The sequence below is a fragment of the Advenella sp. RU8 genome (genome assembly GCF_048381675.1).
Lineage (GTDB): Bacteria > Pseudomonadota > Gammaproteobacteria > Burkholderiales > Burkholderiaceae_B > Advenella.
Map to the genome: position 1 here is coordinate 247,824 of NZ_JBLWIS010000002.1, position 15,537 is coordinate 263,360.

A 15,537-nucleotide genomic window follows, 5' to 3' on the forward strand; every position below is an offset into this window, starting at 1 on the left:
ATTAGCTTGTTTGCGTCAACGGGTAATACTTTACTGTATAAGAAAAAAAACAGCCAGACATATGTCTGGCTGGCACTGTAAAAATTTTGCTTTTGTTTGAAATTGTTTTAATTTTTCATGCAACCTGCTTCAGGACCTTACCAATGACATCGAATATTTGCCGGATTTGTGCCTCGTTAATGATAAGCGGGGGAGAAACGGCAATGATATCCCCGGTGTAACGTAACAGGACACCTTGTTCGTAGCATTTCTGGAATACTTCTGCGGCACGTGTGCCAGGTGCACCGGTTCTGGGTGTAAGTTCTATACCCGCCACCAGGCCAAGGTTTCGGATGTCCGAAACATGGGGGAAGCCTTTTAAGGCATGTGCAGCCTGTTCAAATACCTCGCTCATTAGCTTGGCATTTTCAAATATACGATCTTTTTTATAGACTTCCAGTGTTGCTTTGATGGCAGCCGCTGCCAATGGATGGCCAGAGTAGGTGTAGCCATGGAACAGCTCAATGCCGCCGCCAGAGCCATTAACGACCGTATCGTAAATGGCATCTTTGACCGCTACAGCACCAGCCGGTACGGCGGCATTGCTCAAGCCTTTGGCCAGCGTGATAAGATCTGGTGTCACGCCAAAATACTCACTGGCAGTCGCCGTTCCCAGGCGTCCGAATCCGGTAATGACTTCATCGAAAATAAGTAAAATACCGTGTTTGCGGGTAATCTCCCGTAGGCGTTCCAGATAGCCCTTAGGGGGTATCAGGACACCGGTCGAACCGGCAATCGGTTCTACGATAACCGCGGCAATGGTGGAGGCATCATGCAGGGCGATAATGTTTTCAAGTTCATCGGCAAGGTGTGCTCCCCAGGCGGGCTGTCCCTTGCTATAAGCATTGTGTTCAGGGTGGTGGGTGTGTGGCAAGTGGTCTACCTGGGGTAACAGGCTATTAGAAAACGTTTTGCGATTGGGGCTGATGCCACCCACAGAAATACCGCCAAAACCAACACCGTGGTAACCCCGTTCACGACCAATCAGGCGTGAGCGGGTGGGTTCTCCGTTGGCACGATGGTAAGCCAGGGCGATTTTCAAGGCGCTGTCTACGGCCTCTGATCCCGAGTTGGAAAAGAATATTTTGTTCATTCCGTCAGGCATGAATTCGGCTACGGATTGGGCAGCTTCAAACGCAATCGGATGCCCCATCTGGAAGCCGGGGGCGTAATCCAGTACGTTTATTTGTTCAATCATCGCCTGCGTTATTTCTTCGTGGCCATGGCCGGCATTTACACACCACAATCCTGCGCAACCATCCAGTATCTGTCGATCATCAGTCGAGGTGTAATACATCCCTTTGGCGGCCTTTAACAGGCGCGGGGCCGCCTTGAAATTTTTATTGGCGGTAAATGGCATCCAGAAATGGGAGAGATCGGGTGTCTGGCTCATAGCTAACTCCGGAAAGGACAGGATTTTTTAAGGTGGTTTTGTCTGATACGAAATATTTTTTATTATCTGCAACTAATTTACGCATTATTACATGTTGTTGATATGAAAAAATAGGCGGGTTTATCCTAGAAAAATTGCCTATATGATTGTTTTACAACAGTTTGATACCGAAGATAGCGATTGAAAATGGTCTGTACCCGTTTGTTTTATCAATTTTTAATGTTTTTTATAGTAGTACCAATACTAGTATAAATAATTGGCTTGTTAAGCAATGGCAATCAGCGATAATTATTGCATCGTTGGCAAAAAAGGCTTTTGTCAACCCAACAAAACTATTCATTTAGTTGTGCGGAGAAAAAAATGGCGCAAACACTTTACGATAAACTCTGGGATGCCCATGTTGTAGACCAGGGAGAAGACGGTACCTGTTTATTGTATATAGACCGTCAATTGTTGCATGAAGTAACCAGCCCCCAGGCATTTGAGGGCCTGAGCCTGGCCGGGCGCAAGCCATGGCGTTTAAGCGCTAACCTGGCGGTGGCGGATCACAACGTACCTACCAAAGACCGGACAGAAGGCATTGCAGACCCGGTCTCCAGGCTGCAGGTTGATACCCTTGACAAAAACTGTGAAAGCTTTGGCATTACCGAGTTCCGCATGAATGACATGCGCCAAGGTATCGTGCACGTTATTGGTCCTGAACAGGGCGCAACCTTACCTGGCATGACGGTAGTTTGTGGTGACTCGCATACCAGTACCCATGGCGCAATGGGCGCATTGGCTTTTGGTATTGGTACTTCTGAAGTTGAGCACGTGCTGGCGACCCAGACGCTGCTGATGAAAAAAAACAAAAACATGCTCATCAAGGTAGAGGGTGAGTTGCCTTTCGGTTGTACCGCCAAAGACGTGGTCTTGCATATTATTGGTGTGATTGGTACTGCTGGTGGTACTGGCCATGCCATTGAGTTTGCCGGCAGCACCATCCGTGCCTTGTCGGTAGAAGGCCGCATGACTGTCTGTAATATGGCCATCGAGGCAGGTGCCCGTTCAGGGATGGTGGCAGTCGATGAGAAAACCATCGAGTATTTCCGTGGCCGTCCTTATTCTCCTACCGGTATTTTGTGGGATGAAGCGGTCAAGTACTGGAAAACCTTGCATTCCGATGAGGGCGCAAAGTTCGACACGGTTGTGGAAATCAATGCCAAAGATATCAAGCCACAGGTAAGCTGGGGTACCTCACCTGAAATGGTGCTTTCTATCGAGGACCGCATTCCTGATCCCGACAAAGAAAAAGATGATGTGCGTCGCAGTGGTATGGAACGTGCCTTGTCGTATATGGGTTTAAAGCCCAATACGCCCATCCAGGATATTCGCATCGACCGTGTGTTTATTGGTTCCTGTACCAATTCTCGCATTGAAGACTTGCGTGCCGCTGCCAAGGTCGCCCGTGGCAAACATGTCGCGTCCAATGTTATCCAGGCAATGGTAGTGCCGGGTTCAGGCCTGGTCAAGAAACAGGCCGAGCAGGAAGGCCTGGATAAAATTTTTATCGAGGCGGGTTTCGAATGGCGTGAGCCTGGTTGTTCCATGTGCCTGGCCATGAATGCAGACCGCCTTGAGCCCGGAGAGCGTTGTGCCTCAACCTCTAACCGCAACTTTGAAGGCCGTCAGGGCCAGGGTGGCCGTACCCATCTGGTTAGCCCTGCCATGGCCGCAGCTGCCGCAATTGCCGGTCATTTTGTTGATGTCAGAAAATTAGGATAATTGAAATGGAAGCTTTTACAACACATGAAGGCCTGGTAGCCCCTCTGGACCGCGAAAATGTGGATACAGACCTGATTATTCCCAAGCAGTTTCTGAAATCCATTAAACGAACCGGTTTTGGCCCTAACCTGTTTGATGAATTGCGCTACCTGGATCATGGTGAGCCAGGCATGGACAACAGCAAGCGTCCGTTGAATCCTGATTTTGTCTTGAATCAGCCTCGCTATCAGGGTGCCTCAGTTTTGCTCGCCCGCAAAAATTTTGGTTGCGGATCAAGCCGTGAACATGCACCCTGGGCGCTGACCCAATACGGTTTCAAGGCAATTATTGCCCCGTCTTTTGCTGATATTTTCTTCAATAACAGTTTCAAGAATGGCTTGTTGCCGATTGTACTGTCCGAGCTGGAAGTGTCCCGCTTGTTTGATGAGGTCAAGGGCTTTGCCGGTTATAAGCTGCGCATTGATCTGGAACGTCAGGTCGTGATTTCACCTGATGGTCGTGAAATGTCATTCCAGATTGACGAGTTCCGTAAATACTGTCTGCTAAACGGTTTCGATGATATTAGCCTTACCCTGCAAAAAGCAGACAAAATCAAGGCATTTGAAGCAGAGCGGCTGGCCCGTCATCCTTGGCTTGAAGGCAATGCTGGCTTGGTTAAATAACAGGATACTTACATGACTTATAAAATTGCAGTATTGCCAGGTGATGGCATCGGAAAAGAAATTGTCGATCAGGCAGTGCGTGTTTTAACAGCACTCAAGCTGGACCTTGCGCTTGAAGAGGCGCCGGTTGGTGGTGCGGCTTATGACCAATTGGGGCATCCTTTGCCATCATCAACACTGGAACTGGCCAAAAACTCAAACGCCATCCTGTTTGGTGCCGTGGGCGACTGGAAATACGATAGTTTGCCTCGTGAACACCGTCCCGAACAGGCCATTCTTGGCTTGCGCAAAAACATGGGCCTGTTTGCAAACCTGCGTCCCGCCATTCTTTATCCGCAACTGGCCAATGCCTCTTCCCTTAAGCCTGAAGTGGTCTCTGGCCTGGATATCCTGATTGTTCGTGAACTGACCGGAGATATTTACTTTGGCACGCCACGTGGGGTCCGTACGGCAGAAGACGGGGCTTTCAAGGGTGAGCAGGAAGGTTTTGATACCATGCGTTATGCCGAAACCGAAGTTCGCCGGATTGCCAAAATTGCCTTTGAGGCAGCCCGCAAGCGCAATGGCAAACTGTGTAGCGTCGACAAAGCCAACGTTCTGGAAACTTCCCAATTCTGGCGTGACATCATGATTGATGTTTCTAAACAGTATCCTGATGTGGCCCTGTCTCATATGTATGTCGACAACGCCGCCATGCAATTGGTTCGTGCGCCTAAAGAGTTTGATGTTATCGTGACGGGTAACCTGTTTGGCGACATTTTATCTGATGAAGCAGCCATGTTGACCGGTTCTATCGGCATGTTGCCGTCAGCTTCCCTGAATGCTTCCAACCAGGGCCTCTATGAACCCAGTCACGGTTCGGCTCCGGATATTGCCGGCAAGAACATCGCCAATCCGCTAGCGACCATTTTGTCTGCTGCCATGATGTTGCGTTATTCATTAAATGAAACCGCAGCGGCAGATAAAATTGAAGACGCCGTTCGTCAGGTGTTGGCACAAGGGTTGCGTACAGCCGACATTTATGAAGAAGGAACGGAAAAAGTTTCAACTTCTCAAATGGGTGATGCTGTATTGAAAGCATTAAGCTGATATAGTGTTGTCATATAAGCACTAAACAGTAAAGAGGGGCTTGTTGCGCAAGAGATGGTTTGCTTGCGTGACATTGTCCCTTTTGTTGTCTGAATTTTTTGTAATTTGTAATTTTGTGAGTTAAAAATGACACAATCTGTCGGTTTAGTCGGTTGGCGCGGGATGGTTGGCTCTGTTCTTATGCAGCGTATGCGTGATGAAGGAGATTTCAAGCTTATCAATCCCGTCTTTTTCTCAACCAGTAATGCTGGTGGTGCTGCTCCCGCTTGGGCGGAAGGTGCCGGTCCTTTGCAAAACGCCTACGATATAGAGGCACTGAAGAAGTTGCCTATTATTTTAACGGCACAAGGCGGAGACTATACGACAGAAGTATTTCCAAAGTTGCGTGCAGCAGGCTGGGACGGCATCTGGATTGATGCGGCCAGCACATTGCGCATGAAAGACGACGCTATTATTGTGCTTGACCCGGTTAATCGTGGCGTAATTGATGCCGCGCTTGGCAAAGGCGTTAAAAACTTTATTGGTGGCAACTGTACCGTTAGTTGTATGCTAATGGGCCTGTCCGGTTTGTTCCAGCAAGACCTTATCGAATGGATGACCAGCATGACTTACCAGGCTGCTTCTGGTGGTGGTGCCAAGCACATGCGCGAACTCATTACGCAGTTCGGCTTGCTGAATGCATCCGTCAAGCCCCTGCTGGATGATCCTGCCTCTGCCATCCTGGAAATTGACCGTCAATTGCTGGCTGCCCAGAAAGATGACGCATTACCTCATGAAAACTTTGGCGTGCCTTTGGCCGGTAACCTCATCCCCTGGATTGACAAAGACCTGGAAAACGGGCAATCCCGCGAAGAATGGAAGGCCGAAGCCGAGACCAACAAGATTCTTGGCCGTGGCGAGTCTTTTGGCAGCGACCCGGTCCGTATCGATGGCCTGTGTGTGCGTATTGGTGCCATGCGTTGCCACAGCCAGGCATTAACCATCAAGCTCAAGCGTGACGTGCCTCTGGATGAAATTACCGATATCCTCAAGCAGGGTACGCAGTGGGCCAAGGTAATTCCCAACACTAAAGAAGCCTCCATGGCATCTTTAACACCGGTAGCAACAACCGGCACACTTGATATTCCTGTCGGCAGGCTGCGCAAGATGTCCATGGGCCCTGAGTACCTCAGTGCCTTTACCGTGGGCGACCAGCTGCTATGGGGGGCTGCCGAACCTTTGCGCCGCATGCTGCGTATTGCCATTGGTGAGCTGTAAGCATGAGTTTGCCTGCCTGGCTTGCCAATGAAACGGCTGTGTTGATTATTGCGGTTTGTCTTGTCATGCTAATCGTTCCTGCGGTGGCGATTGCCGTCCTTAAAAAAAAGGCCGCGCAACAGCCTCGCATGATGTCTGATGAGGAATTAAAGGCAAAATTGGAAAAAATCAATCTTGATCTTGATTCCCCAGAGAGCAAGTAAACCCGTGTATGGATCTCCAAGCTGAAGTGCCATTAAAAAGAATAGCCTTGGGTGTTGCCTATAACGGCACACCCTATTATGGCTGGCAAACCCAACCCAATGGCCAAACGGTTCAGGACCGTCTTGAGTCGGCATTGCGGCAGTTTACAACCCAGGTAACGCCTACCATTTGCGCAGGACGCACTGATACCGGGGTGCACGCACTTACTCAGGTTGTTCACATTGATACCTTGGCTGAACGACGTAATGAGTCCTGGGTCAGGGGACTTAATGCCTTGTTGCCCGATAGTATTTCGATACGTTGGGCCAAAGAGGTTGCGCCAGATTTTAATGCGCGCTTTTCCGCTCGCTCCAGAACTTATGTGTATGTGCTCAGGAATGAACGCATCATGTCACCACACTGGGTGGGCAGGGCTGGCTGGGATTTCCATCCGTTAAATCTTGACGCCATGTGTGCGGCAGCCGAATACCTGGTGGGTACCCATGATTTCAGCAGTTTTCGCTCCTCCCAGTGTCAGGCGGCCAGTCCGGTCAGAACGATGGAATTGCTCAAAATTGAAAAGCAGGGTGCTTTTATTGTGTTTACTTTAAAAGCCAATGCTTTTTTGCATCATATGGTGCGCAATATTATCGGTTCATTGGTATATGTAGGCAAAGGACGTTTTCCAAGCGACTGGGTCGAATCGTTGCTGCAAGAAAAAAACCGCAAATTTGCGGCACCCACTTTTATGTCTGATGGCCTTTATTTGGCCCAGGTTGATTATCCTGAAGAATATGGCCTGAATCTGTTTAGCCAGTTCGATATTAACCAGCCCTTAAATTCGCTGCTTCAATTCTGAGTCAATTTATAAAATGACGTAAATTTGCACAGATAATTCTTTAGCGATTTTTGTTTTGTCAAACTAAAATTGCCTAAAGGGTTAATATTAGCTCACAAGATGTGGTTGATCAGTTATTATCTTGCATCTTCGAATAGATCCGGATCATTCAGATAAAAATTTTATATTCAGCGGACATCCCTTAATTGCGAGATGCCCATGCCTGAATATCAATTGGTTTATATTTTACGATTGAGAATCTCATGGGTTTTTTACTTTCCATTTCACGGTTAATAGACTCGCTGAATACATTTACAGGCAAGTTTGTGACCTGGTTAACGCTTGTTGTGGTTGTCATCAGCTCTGGAAATGCTGTTTTCCGAAAGGTTTTTCACATCAGTTCCAATGCCTGGCTTGAAATCCAGTGGTATTTGTTTGGCGCCATCTTTTTATTGGCTGCCGGCTATACCTTCCTGAAAAATGAACACGTTCGTGTTGATATTCTTTCACAGCGCATGTCCGAACGTAAACAGGTCCTGATTGACCTGATTTGTGTGATTTTATTCTTGCTTCCGGTCTGTGGTTTGATTATCTACTTATCGTGGCCATTTTTCATGTTGTCTTATGACACGCTTGAGCAGTCTTCCAATACCGGAGGTCTAGTGCGTTGGCCGATAAAACTCTTGATTCCGGCGGGTTTTTTGCTGCTGGGATTGGCCGGGATTTCACATATCATCAAATGCCTGGCCTTCCTTACCGGCAAGGGCCCGAATCCGCTTGCACGACAAGCGACAAAATCATCTGAAGAATTGCTGGCTGAAGAAATTGCCCGTGAAGCCGCCAGACGTGAACAGCAGGCAGGAGTTAAATAAGCATGGAATTCATCATTAACAACATGCCACCCATCATGTTCCTGACCCTGATCGGCTTCCTGCTATTAGGGTTCCCGGTGGCGTTTTCGTTGGCCGCTAACGGCATTCTGTATTGCCTGTTGGGCATCTTCATGGGGGAATTTACTTTTGCATTCCTTCAAGCCTTACCTGAGCGTATTTTTGGTATTGTGCAAAATGACTCTCTGCTGGCGGTACCGTTTTTCACCTTAATGGGGCTTGTGCTTGAGCGATCGGGCATGGCCGAAGACCTGCTGGAAACCATAGGCCAGTTGTTTGGCCCAATTCGTGGTGGCCTGGCGATTGCTGTTGTGCTTGTGGGGGCCATGCTGGCTGCCACAACCGGTGTGGTTTCTGCTTCGGTTATTTCAATGGGGCTTATCTCCTTGCCGATCATGTTGCGTTACGGCTATGACCGTAAGCTGGCAACAGGGGTGATTGCTGCATCAGGAACCCTGTCGCAGATCATCCCACCTTCCCTGGTGCTGATTGTTCTGGCAGACCAACTGGGTCGCTCTATTGGCGATATGTACCGTGGCGCTATTGTGCCGGGTTTCTTGCTAACGGGCGCATATATTGCATACATCATTATTTCCTCAATTATCAAGCCATCTTCCGCGCCTGCTTTGCCAGAAGAGGCTCGGGTCTACAATGAGCCTAATGGTAGTCGTGGACTTAAATCCTTGTTGGTGGTCACACTCATTGCCGCTGCTGCCGCTTATTATCTGGACAGCATCCTGGTTAGTGAAAGTGCACCGGTAGATGAAAAAGTAGTGGTTTCCCTGTTGTTATGGGGGGTCATCGCTTTTATTATTGCCCTGGGCAATAAATTTCTGCGTTTGGGCCTGCTGTCACGTATTGCCGAGCGGGTGATCTTTGTGATGGTTCCTCCCATGTTCCTGATTTTCCTGGTGCTGGGTACGATCTTTATTGGTGTTGCCACACCAACAGAAGGTGGTGCAATGGGTGCGGTGGGTTCCATTTTGTTAGCCATGTCACGCGGCAGGTTAAGCCTGAACCTTCTGAAACAGGCCATGGAAACCACAACCAAAATCACCAGTTTTGTTGTGTTCATCCTGGTGGGTTCAACCATCTTTACACTTACCTTTACCGGGTTTGGCGGGCAGGTATGGGTTCATAACCTGTTTGAGTCTTTGCCAGGTGGTCAGTTTGGCTTCCTGATTGTTGTCAGTATTGCCGTTTTCTTCCTGGCCTTTTTCCTGGATTTCTTTGAATTGGCCTTCATTGTGGTGCCATTGCTTGGGCCAGTGGCTGAAAGCATGGGTATTGATTTGATCTGGTTTGGTGTCTTGCTGGCCGTGAATATGCAAACCTCGTTTATTCACCCGCCATTTGGCTTTGCCTTGTTTTACCTGCGTTCTGTGGCCGCCAAGGATGACTATATAGACAAGGTTACCGGCAAGCTTATTCCCAAAGTATCCACCGGTGATATTTATAAGGGTTCAATTGCCTTTATCATTATCCAGTTGACGATGGTGGCCTTGGTCATGTACTGGCCTGGTATTGTGATGCATTACAAGGATCAGGGTACGGGTGTTGATCCCAACACCATTATTATTGATACCGGTTCCGGCTCATATGGTTCAGATCCTTACGGTACACCCAATCCATTTGGCGGAGACGGTTTCTCTGATCCGGCCGATTCTTTTAAATAAATAAAAGCCTTTGTGTCAGTGTTGTGACTGTTCGAGTCACTCCGCTGACACCGGCAGCAACGATTTAATATTAAATCTGCTTAACGTCTTTTAAAATCAAGATAGCTTGGTTACTATAAAACCCTGTCACGAATAAAGTGGCAGGGTTTTATTTTGGAAAATTCATGAGAACAAGAGTAAAGATTTGCGGCTTGCGCAGTAAAGAGGATATTCATATGGTCGCCGATGCAGGTGCCGACGCCATTGGCCTGGTTGCCTATGCCGGTAGCAAGCGTGCGGTTAGCATATCGCAAGCGGCCCAATTGCGCCGTGAGATACCTGCTTTCATTTCCGCGGTGGTGCTGGTGGTTAATGCAAGCCAGCAAGAAATAGCACAAATCATCAAAGAGGCCAATCCATCTTTGCTGCAATTTCATGGTGATGAAAGCGCGGAGTTTTGTGAGCAATTTCAGTTTCCGTATATCAGGGCGCTCAGGGTGGGAGGCGGCGCCTTGCTTTCGGGTGAAGATGTTGCCCATGAAGTGCAAAAATATCCTAATGCCAGCGGTTTTTTATTTGATGCTTATAGTGCGGGCTACGGAGGCTCGGGACTAACCTTTGACTTGGGCTTGTTGGATAGGGTGCGTGAAATTTTGCCCCATCAAAAGATGATTATTGCGGGTGGATTGAATGCCGGTAACGTGCAGGAGTTGATAAGAAATACCAAACCTTATGCGATTGATTTGAGTAGCGGGGTTGAGTCTTCGCCAGGCGTAAAGTCGGCAGAAAAAACCAGGGCATTCATGCAGCAAGTCGCAAACGCCTGAGTCAGCAAAGGCAGACTCAGGCGTGCAAGAGGCTAGGCCATGGTCAGGGCTTCAATTTCTTCTTGAAGCATCAGCCATTCTTCTTCAAGTTCATTGGTTTTTTTGCTTAATTCGCCGTGTTCGCTCAGGATCTTGACGCGTTCGTCACGGCGTTCATCGGAATAAAACGTTTCATCAGCAATCAGCAGGTCAATTTCTTTGAGGCGTTTTTGGCTTTTATCCAGTTCCGCCTCAAGCTTTTTCAGTTTTGACTCAAGCGGCTTGCGTAAGCCTGAAAGACGCTGGCGTTCTTCGGCCTCAAAGCGTTTTTGCGCCTTGCGATCGATGCTTTCCTTGCCACTGTTTTCCACCGCTTCCTGACGTGCTTCGCTACGCTGCGCCTGGTTGCGCTGGTTCAGCCATTCACGGTAATCTTCAAGGTCACCGTCAAACTCTTGTACTTTGCCATCGGCTACAATCCAGAAGCTGTCTACGGTGGTTCGCAAAAGATGGCGGTCATGGGAAACCATCAGCATGCTGCCGTTGAATTCCGCCAGTGCTGCTGCCAAGGCCTCACGGGTCTCAACATCCAGGTGGTTGCTGGGTTCGTCAAGCAGTAGCAGATTGGGTTTTTGCCACACAATTAATGACAGGGCCAATCGGGCTTTTTCGCCACCGGAAAACGGGGCCACCTTGGCGTTGACACTATCACCGCCAAAACCGAAGCCACCCAGATAGTTACGCAGTTCTTGTTCACGGACGTCAGGTGCGATTCGGGCAAGATGCTGCAAGGGCGTGGCATCCAGATCTAGCATGTCCAATTGTTGTTGGGCAAAATAGCCGATTTCCATTCCTTTGGAAGGCTTGAATTGACCGGCGAGTGGGGGCAGTTCTCCGGCAATCGTTTTGATCAGGGTACTTTTACCTGCTCCGTTAACACCTAGAACACCAATGCGGGCACCACCCCGAACCATCAGTTCAACACCGGAAAGAATGGTTTTTGATTCTCCCTGTTCATTGGTATAGCCGGTAGACACCTTATCCAGCACCAGCAGGGGATCGGGCATATTAGCCGGAGACGGAATATGAATGCTGATGCCTGACTCCATTTGCAGTGGTGCCAGTTTTTCCATGCGGGCAAGTGCCTTGACGCGGCTTTGGGCTTGTTTGGCCTTGCTTGCCTTGGCTTTGAAACGGTCAATAAAACCTTGCAGGCGTGCGCTTTCCCGTGCCTGGCGGTCAATCGCAATTTGTGCCTGCTTCAGGCGTTCTGCGCGTTGCGTCAGGAAATCTTCATAGCCACCTTTATATCGAACTAGCTTGCACTGATCGAAATGCAGGATAACTTTGGCGACGGCATCCAGAAACTCGGTATCGTGGGAGATCAGGATAACCGTGCCTTGATAAGCCGCAAGCCATTTTTCAAGCCAGAGCATGGCATCCAGGTCAAGGTGGTTGGTGGGCTCGTCTAGCAGCAGTAATTCGGAAGGGGCCATTAGGGCACGAGCCAGTGCCAGTCGCATTTGCCAGCCCCCTGAAAAGCTGTTAACCGGGTTCATCCATTGGTCTGGCTTAAAGCCCAGTCCGGCCAGCAATTGTTCGGCGCGTGAAGCTGCGCTCCAGGCGTCGGCTTCTATCAGGGCCGACTCCAGTTCGGCAATCCGTGTGCCGTCATTCTCATCAACTTGCGCACGCGCAGCCTGCAGGGCACGCAGATGGGTATCGCCGTCAATGACGAATTCCCTGGCGGGCTGGTTGCTTGAGACGACCTCTTGCCGGACACTAGCTATACGCCAGGTTTCTGGCATGCTTAGCGAGCCGGCATCCTGGTCCAGCTCACCCTGCAGCAGGGAAAATAGCGTGGATTTTCCGGCACCGTTTTTGCCGACGATACCAACCCGTTCTCCGGGATGTATGACAAATTCGGCGTTATCCAATAATACTTTTGTGCCTCGTCTTAGTGTGAGGCCGGTAGAACGAATCAAAATAAATCCAGATAAAAAGAAGTTACTTATTCCAGGGTAAGCAACTGGGTTCGGTTCAACAGCAGAATGCAGTGTGAGGTGGTTTCCGTTTCAAGAAAAACCGGATCCAGTGTGGGGAAGGCATTAATGAAGTTTTCGTATTCATTGCCAATTTCCAGCACAATAAAACCATCGTCTTTAAGATGACTGGGGGATAGCTTCAGGATACGACGGATAAGCGCCATGCCATCTTCTCCGCCATCAAGGGCCAGCGCCGGCTCGTTTTGGTATTCAACCGGCAAGGCTTTCATGGAGGTGCTGTTTACATATGGAGGGTTGCAAATGATAAAGTCATATTGTTTATTGCCCAGCGACTCAAACAAGTCGCTTTGGATCACATTAACTTGATGCTCAAGACCATACATGGCAACGTTCACGTTTGCAAGCCGGATAGCGTAATCGGAAATATCAACGGCATCAACGGTTGCATTTGGAAAGGCCAGTGCCGCCAAAATGGCCAGGCAACCCGATCCGGTGCACATATCCAGAATGTCCGCAGTGTTTTCAGGATCCACCACCCAGGGATTCAGTTGCTCTGAAAGCAATTCTGAAATCGGTGAGCGGGGGACGATCACGCGTTTATCGGTAATGAATTTGTGTCCTTGCAGCCATGCCTCGCCAATTAAATAGGCCAGGGGAATTCGTTTCTTGACGCGCTGGTCAATCAGTTTGAGGCAGCGTTTTTTTTCTTCCTCGAGGAGGCGTGCATCCAGAAACGGGTCTAGCGTATCAAGAGGCAGGTCCAGGGTATGCAAGACAAGGTAAACTGCCTCATCCCAAGCGCTGTCGGAGCCATGGCCAAAAGACAGCTTGGCTTGGTTGAATTGGGAGACCGCAAAGCGGATCATGTCCCGGACTGTTTTGAGTTCATTATAGGTTTTTGTCATGGCAGGCAGTTAAATGCAAAAAAATGATTAAAGCAGGAGGTGTTCTAGTGTACGACGATAAATATTTTTCAGGGGCTCTAGCGTATCGATTTCGATATGTTCATTTACTTGATGAATACTGGCATTGATGGGGCCGAATTCAATCACTTGAGGGCAGATTTTGGCAATGAAGCGGCCATCCGAGGTACCACCGGTCGTGGAAAGCTCGGTATTTATGCCGGTTTCGTCCAGAATGGCCGTGGCAATTGCATTGCATAATTCTGCCCGGGGCGTCAGAAAGGGTTCACCGCTAAGCGTCCAGTCTAGGCTATATTCTAACCCATGCCTTGTTAAGATTGTATGAACCCGGTTTTTCAGGCTCTCGGCAGTGCTGGCAGTTGAAAAACGGAAATTGAACAAGATGCTGGCCTCGCCGGGCACCACATTGCTGGCCCCGGTGCCGGCGTGAAAATTGGAAATCTGGAAGGTGGTGGGGGGGAAGTACTCATTGCCTTGGTCCCATTCAGTGCGGACTAATTCATCAATGGCGGCTGCACACAGGTGAATCGGGTTGCGGGCCAGGTGAGGATACGCAACATGGCCCTGTTTTCCCTTGATAATCAGCTTCCCGTTGAGTGAGCCTCGTCGCCCATTTTTGACTACATCACCAAGCTGGCTTCCTGAGGTGGGTTCGCCAACAATGCAATAGTCCAGGGTTTCATGGCGTGCTTTCAGCGCATCGCAAACCTTGACGGTACCATTGATGGATGGGCCTTCTTCGTCAGAGGTGATGAGCAGCGCGATGGAGCCTTTATGGTCAGGATGGGCCAAGACAAATTCTTTAGCAGCAACCACAAATGCCGCTATCGAGCTTTTCATGTCAGCCGCGCCACGTCCGTATAAGATGCCATTTTTTTCAGTGGGTGTGAAAGGATCGGTGTCCCATTTTTCAAGCGGACCAGTCGGTACGACATCGGTATGTCCGGCAAATACCAGGACGGGAGAGGTCGTGCCGCGTCGAAGCCATAGATTGTCCACCTCTTCAAAGCGCATTTTTTCTGCCTTAAACCCTAGTGGGGCCAAATGGGAGGCAATCAGATCCTGGCAGTTCAGGTCTTGTGGTGTTACCGAAGCACGGCTGATAAGGTCTTTGGTCAGGGCAAGCACGTTTGTATTCATATTGCTCAGGCTCTTAATAGGTCGTTGATGCTGGTTTTGGAGCGTGTTTTGGCATCAACCCGTTTGACGATCACCGCGCAGGCGAGGCTATGGGAACCGTCGGCAGCTGGCAGGGAACCGGGGACCACTACTGAACCTGATGGTACGCGACCGTACGTGATTTCGCCTGTTTCGCGGTTGTAAATTTTGGTGCTTTGGGAGATAAACACGCCCATGGCCAAAACGGAGTTTTCTTCAATAATGACACCTTCCACTACTTCAGAGCGGGCTCCAATAAAGCAATTGTCTTCAATAATGGTAGGGTTGGCCTGCAGGGGCTCAAGTACGCCACCTATGCCAACACCGCCGCTAAGATGAACATTCTTGCCAATCTGGGCGCATGAGCCAACGGTTGCCCAGGTATCCACCATGGTGCCCTCATCGACATAGGCGCCGATATTAACATAGGAGGGCATGAGCACAACATCTTTACCAATAAAAGCCCCGCGTCTGGCAATGGCCGGAGGAACTACCCGAAAACCGCCATTTGCAAAGTCCTGCGCGGTATTATCTTGAAACTTAAGTGGAACCTTGTCATAAAACTGCATCGGAGCATGGTTCATGACTGCATTGTCTTGAATACGGAAAGACAATAAAACAGCCTTCTTCAGCCACTGGTTGACGACCCAGTTGCCTTCTTTTTTTTCTGCCACGCGAAGAGTGCCGCTATCTAGGCCTGATATGGCAGTTTCGATAGCATCTCTGGTTTCTGGGCTGACATGTGAAGATGACAGTTCATTACGGTTTTCCCATGCTTGTTCAATTGTGTTTTGCAATGCGCAGTTCATGATGTTTTTCCCGGTGGGGGGGTTAGATTGGAAGGTTTTGTTGAATAAATTGATGTTCATACCCG

Annotated in this window: 14 protein-coding genes; 9 read left to right on the forward strand and 5 right to left on the reverse strand. The window is 49.2% G+C overall.

The window, feature by feature from the left end:
* Positions 1 to 115: 115 nt before the first annotated feature.
* On the reverse strand, positions 116 to 1,399 hold the full coding sequence (locus ACM5Q9_RS03710; RefSeq protein ID WP_418143634.1) for an aspartate aminotransferase family protein: 1,284 nt from the start codon (positions 1,397 to 1,399) through the stop codon (positions 116 to 118).
* A gap of 393 nt (positions 1,400 to 1,792) precedes the next feature.
* Between ACM5Q9_RS03710 and leuC the strand changes: the two genes are divergently transcribed.
* From leuC to ACM5Q9_RS03755, 9 genes are all read left to right on the forward strand, one after another.
* Positions 1,793 to 3,196 carry a 3-isopropylmalate dehydratase large subunit gene (gene leuC, locus ACM5Q9_RS03715; protein ID WP_418143380.1) on the forward strand — a complete coding sequence of 468 codons (1,404 nt, stop codon included), beginning with the start codon at positions 1,793 to 1,795 and terminating at the stop codon, positions 3,194 to 3,196.
* Positions 3,197 to 3,201: 5 nt separating this feature from the next.
* Complete coding sequence (leuD, locus tag ACM5Q9_RS03720; protein ID WP_418143381.1) at positions 3,202 to 3,858, forward strand: 3-isopropylmalate dehydratase small subunit; 657 nt, start codon at positions 3,202 to 3,204, stop codon at positions 3,856 to 3,858.
* Between the two features lie 12 nt (positions 3,859 to 3,870).
* Positions 3,871 to 4,947, forward strand: a complete 1,077-nt coding sequence (gene leuB, locus ACM5Q9_RS03725; protein ID WP_418143382.1) for a 3-isopropylmalate dehydrogenase — start codon at positions 3,871 to 3,873, stop codon at positions 4,945 to 4,947.
* A 126-nt stretch (positions 4,948 to 5,073) separates the two neighbouring features.
* Entirely contained in the window at positions 5,074 to 6,204 is a 1,131-nt protein-coding gene (gene asd, locus ACM5Q9_RS03730) for an aspartate-semialdehyde dehydrogenase (RefSeq protein ID WP_418143383.1), read from the forward strand.
* Between the two features lie 2 nt (positions 6,205 to 6,206).
* The gene (locus ACM5Q9_RS03735) at positions 6,207 to 6,407 is read left to right on the forward strand and encodes a hypothetical protein (RefSeq protein WP_418143384.1); all 201 of its coding nucleotides are present in this window, start codon (positions 6,207 to 6,209) and stop codon (positions 6,405 to 6,407) included.
* An 8-nt stretch (positions 6,408 to 6,415) separates the two neighbouring features.
* A complete protein-coding gene (gene truA, locus ACM5Q9_RS03740; protein WP_418143385.1) occupies positions 6,416 to 7,246 on the forward strand; it encodes a tRNA pseudouridine(38-40) synthase TruA in 831 nt (276 codons plus the stop codon).
* Between the two features lie 242 nt (positions 7,247 to 7,488).
* Positions 7,489 to 8,097 carry a TRAP transporter small permease subunit gene (locus ACM5Q9_RS03745; RefSeq protein WP_418143386.1) on the forward strand — a complete coding sequence of 203 codons (609 nt, stop codon included), beginning with the start codon at positions 7,489 to 7,491 and terminating at the stop codon, positions 8,095 to 8,097.
* Between the two features lie 2 nt (positions 8,098 to 8,099).
* Positions 8,100 to 9,791, forward strand: coding sequence for a TRAP transporter large permease (locus ACM5Q9_RS03750; protein WP_418143387.1), 1,692 nt, complete (start codon positions 8,100 to 8,102; stop codon positions 9,789 to 9,791).
* Positions 9,792 to 9,955: 164 nt separating this feature from the next.
* The gene (locus ACM5Q9_RS03755; protein WP_418143388.1) at positions 9,956 to 10,597 is read left to right on the forward strand and encodes a phosphoribosylanthranilate isomerase; all 642 of its coding nucleotides are present in this window, start codon (positions 9,956 to 9,958) and stop codon (positions 10,595 to 10,597) included.
* A gap of 32 nt (positions 10,598 to 10,629) precedes the next feature.
* On the opposite strand, the gene ACM5Q9_RS03760 is transcribed toward ACM5Q9_RS03755, so the two are convergent.
* The 4 genes from ACM5Q9_RS03760 to dapD are packed head-to-tail and all read right to left on the reverse strand — an operon-like array spanning position 10,630 to position 15,472.
* The gene (locus ACM5Q9_RS03760) at positions 10,630 to 12,561 is read right to left on the reverse strand and encodes an ATP-binding cassette domain-containing protein (RefSeq protein WP_418143389.1); all 1,932 of its coding nucleotides are present in this window, start codon (positions 12,559 to 12,561) and stop codon (positions 10,630 to 10,632) included.
* Positions 12,562 to 12,587: 26 nt separating this feature from the next.
* Positions 12,588 to 13,487 carry a 50S ribosomal protein L3 N(5)-glutamine methyltransferase gene (gene prmB / locus ACM5Q9_RS03765; RefSeq protein WP_418143390.1) on the reverse strand — a complete coding sequence of 300 codons (900 nt, stop codon included), beginning with the start codon at positions 13,485 to 13,487 and terminating at the stop codon, positions 12,588 to 12,590.
* 27 nt (positions 13,488 to 13,514) lie between these two features.
* A complete protein-coding gene (gene dapE / locus ACM5Q9_RS03770) occupies positions 13,515 to 14,645 on the reverse strand; it encodes a succinyl-diaminopimelate desuccinylase (protein ID WP_418143391.1) in 1,131 nt (376 codons plus the stop codon).
* 5 nt (positions 14,646 to 14,650) lie between these two features.
* A complete protein-coding gene (dapD, locus tag ACM5Q9_RS03775; protein WP_418143392.1) occupies positions 14,651 to 15,472 on the reverse strand; it encodes a 2,3,4,5-tetrahydropyridine-2,6-dicarboxylate N-succinyltransferase in 822 nt (273 codons plus the stop codon).
* Positions 15,473 to 15,537: the final 65 nt, after the last annotated feature.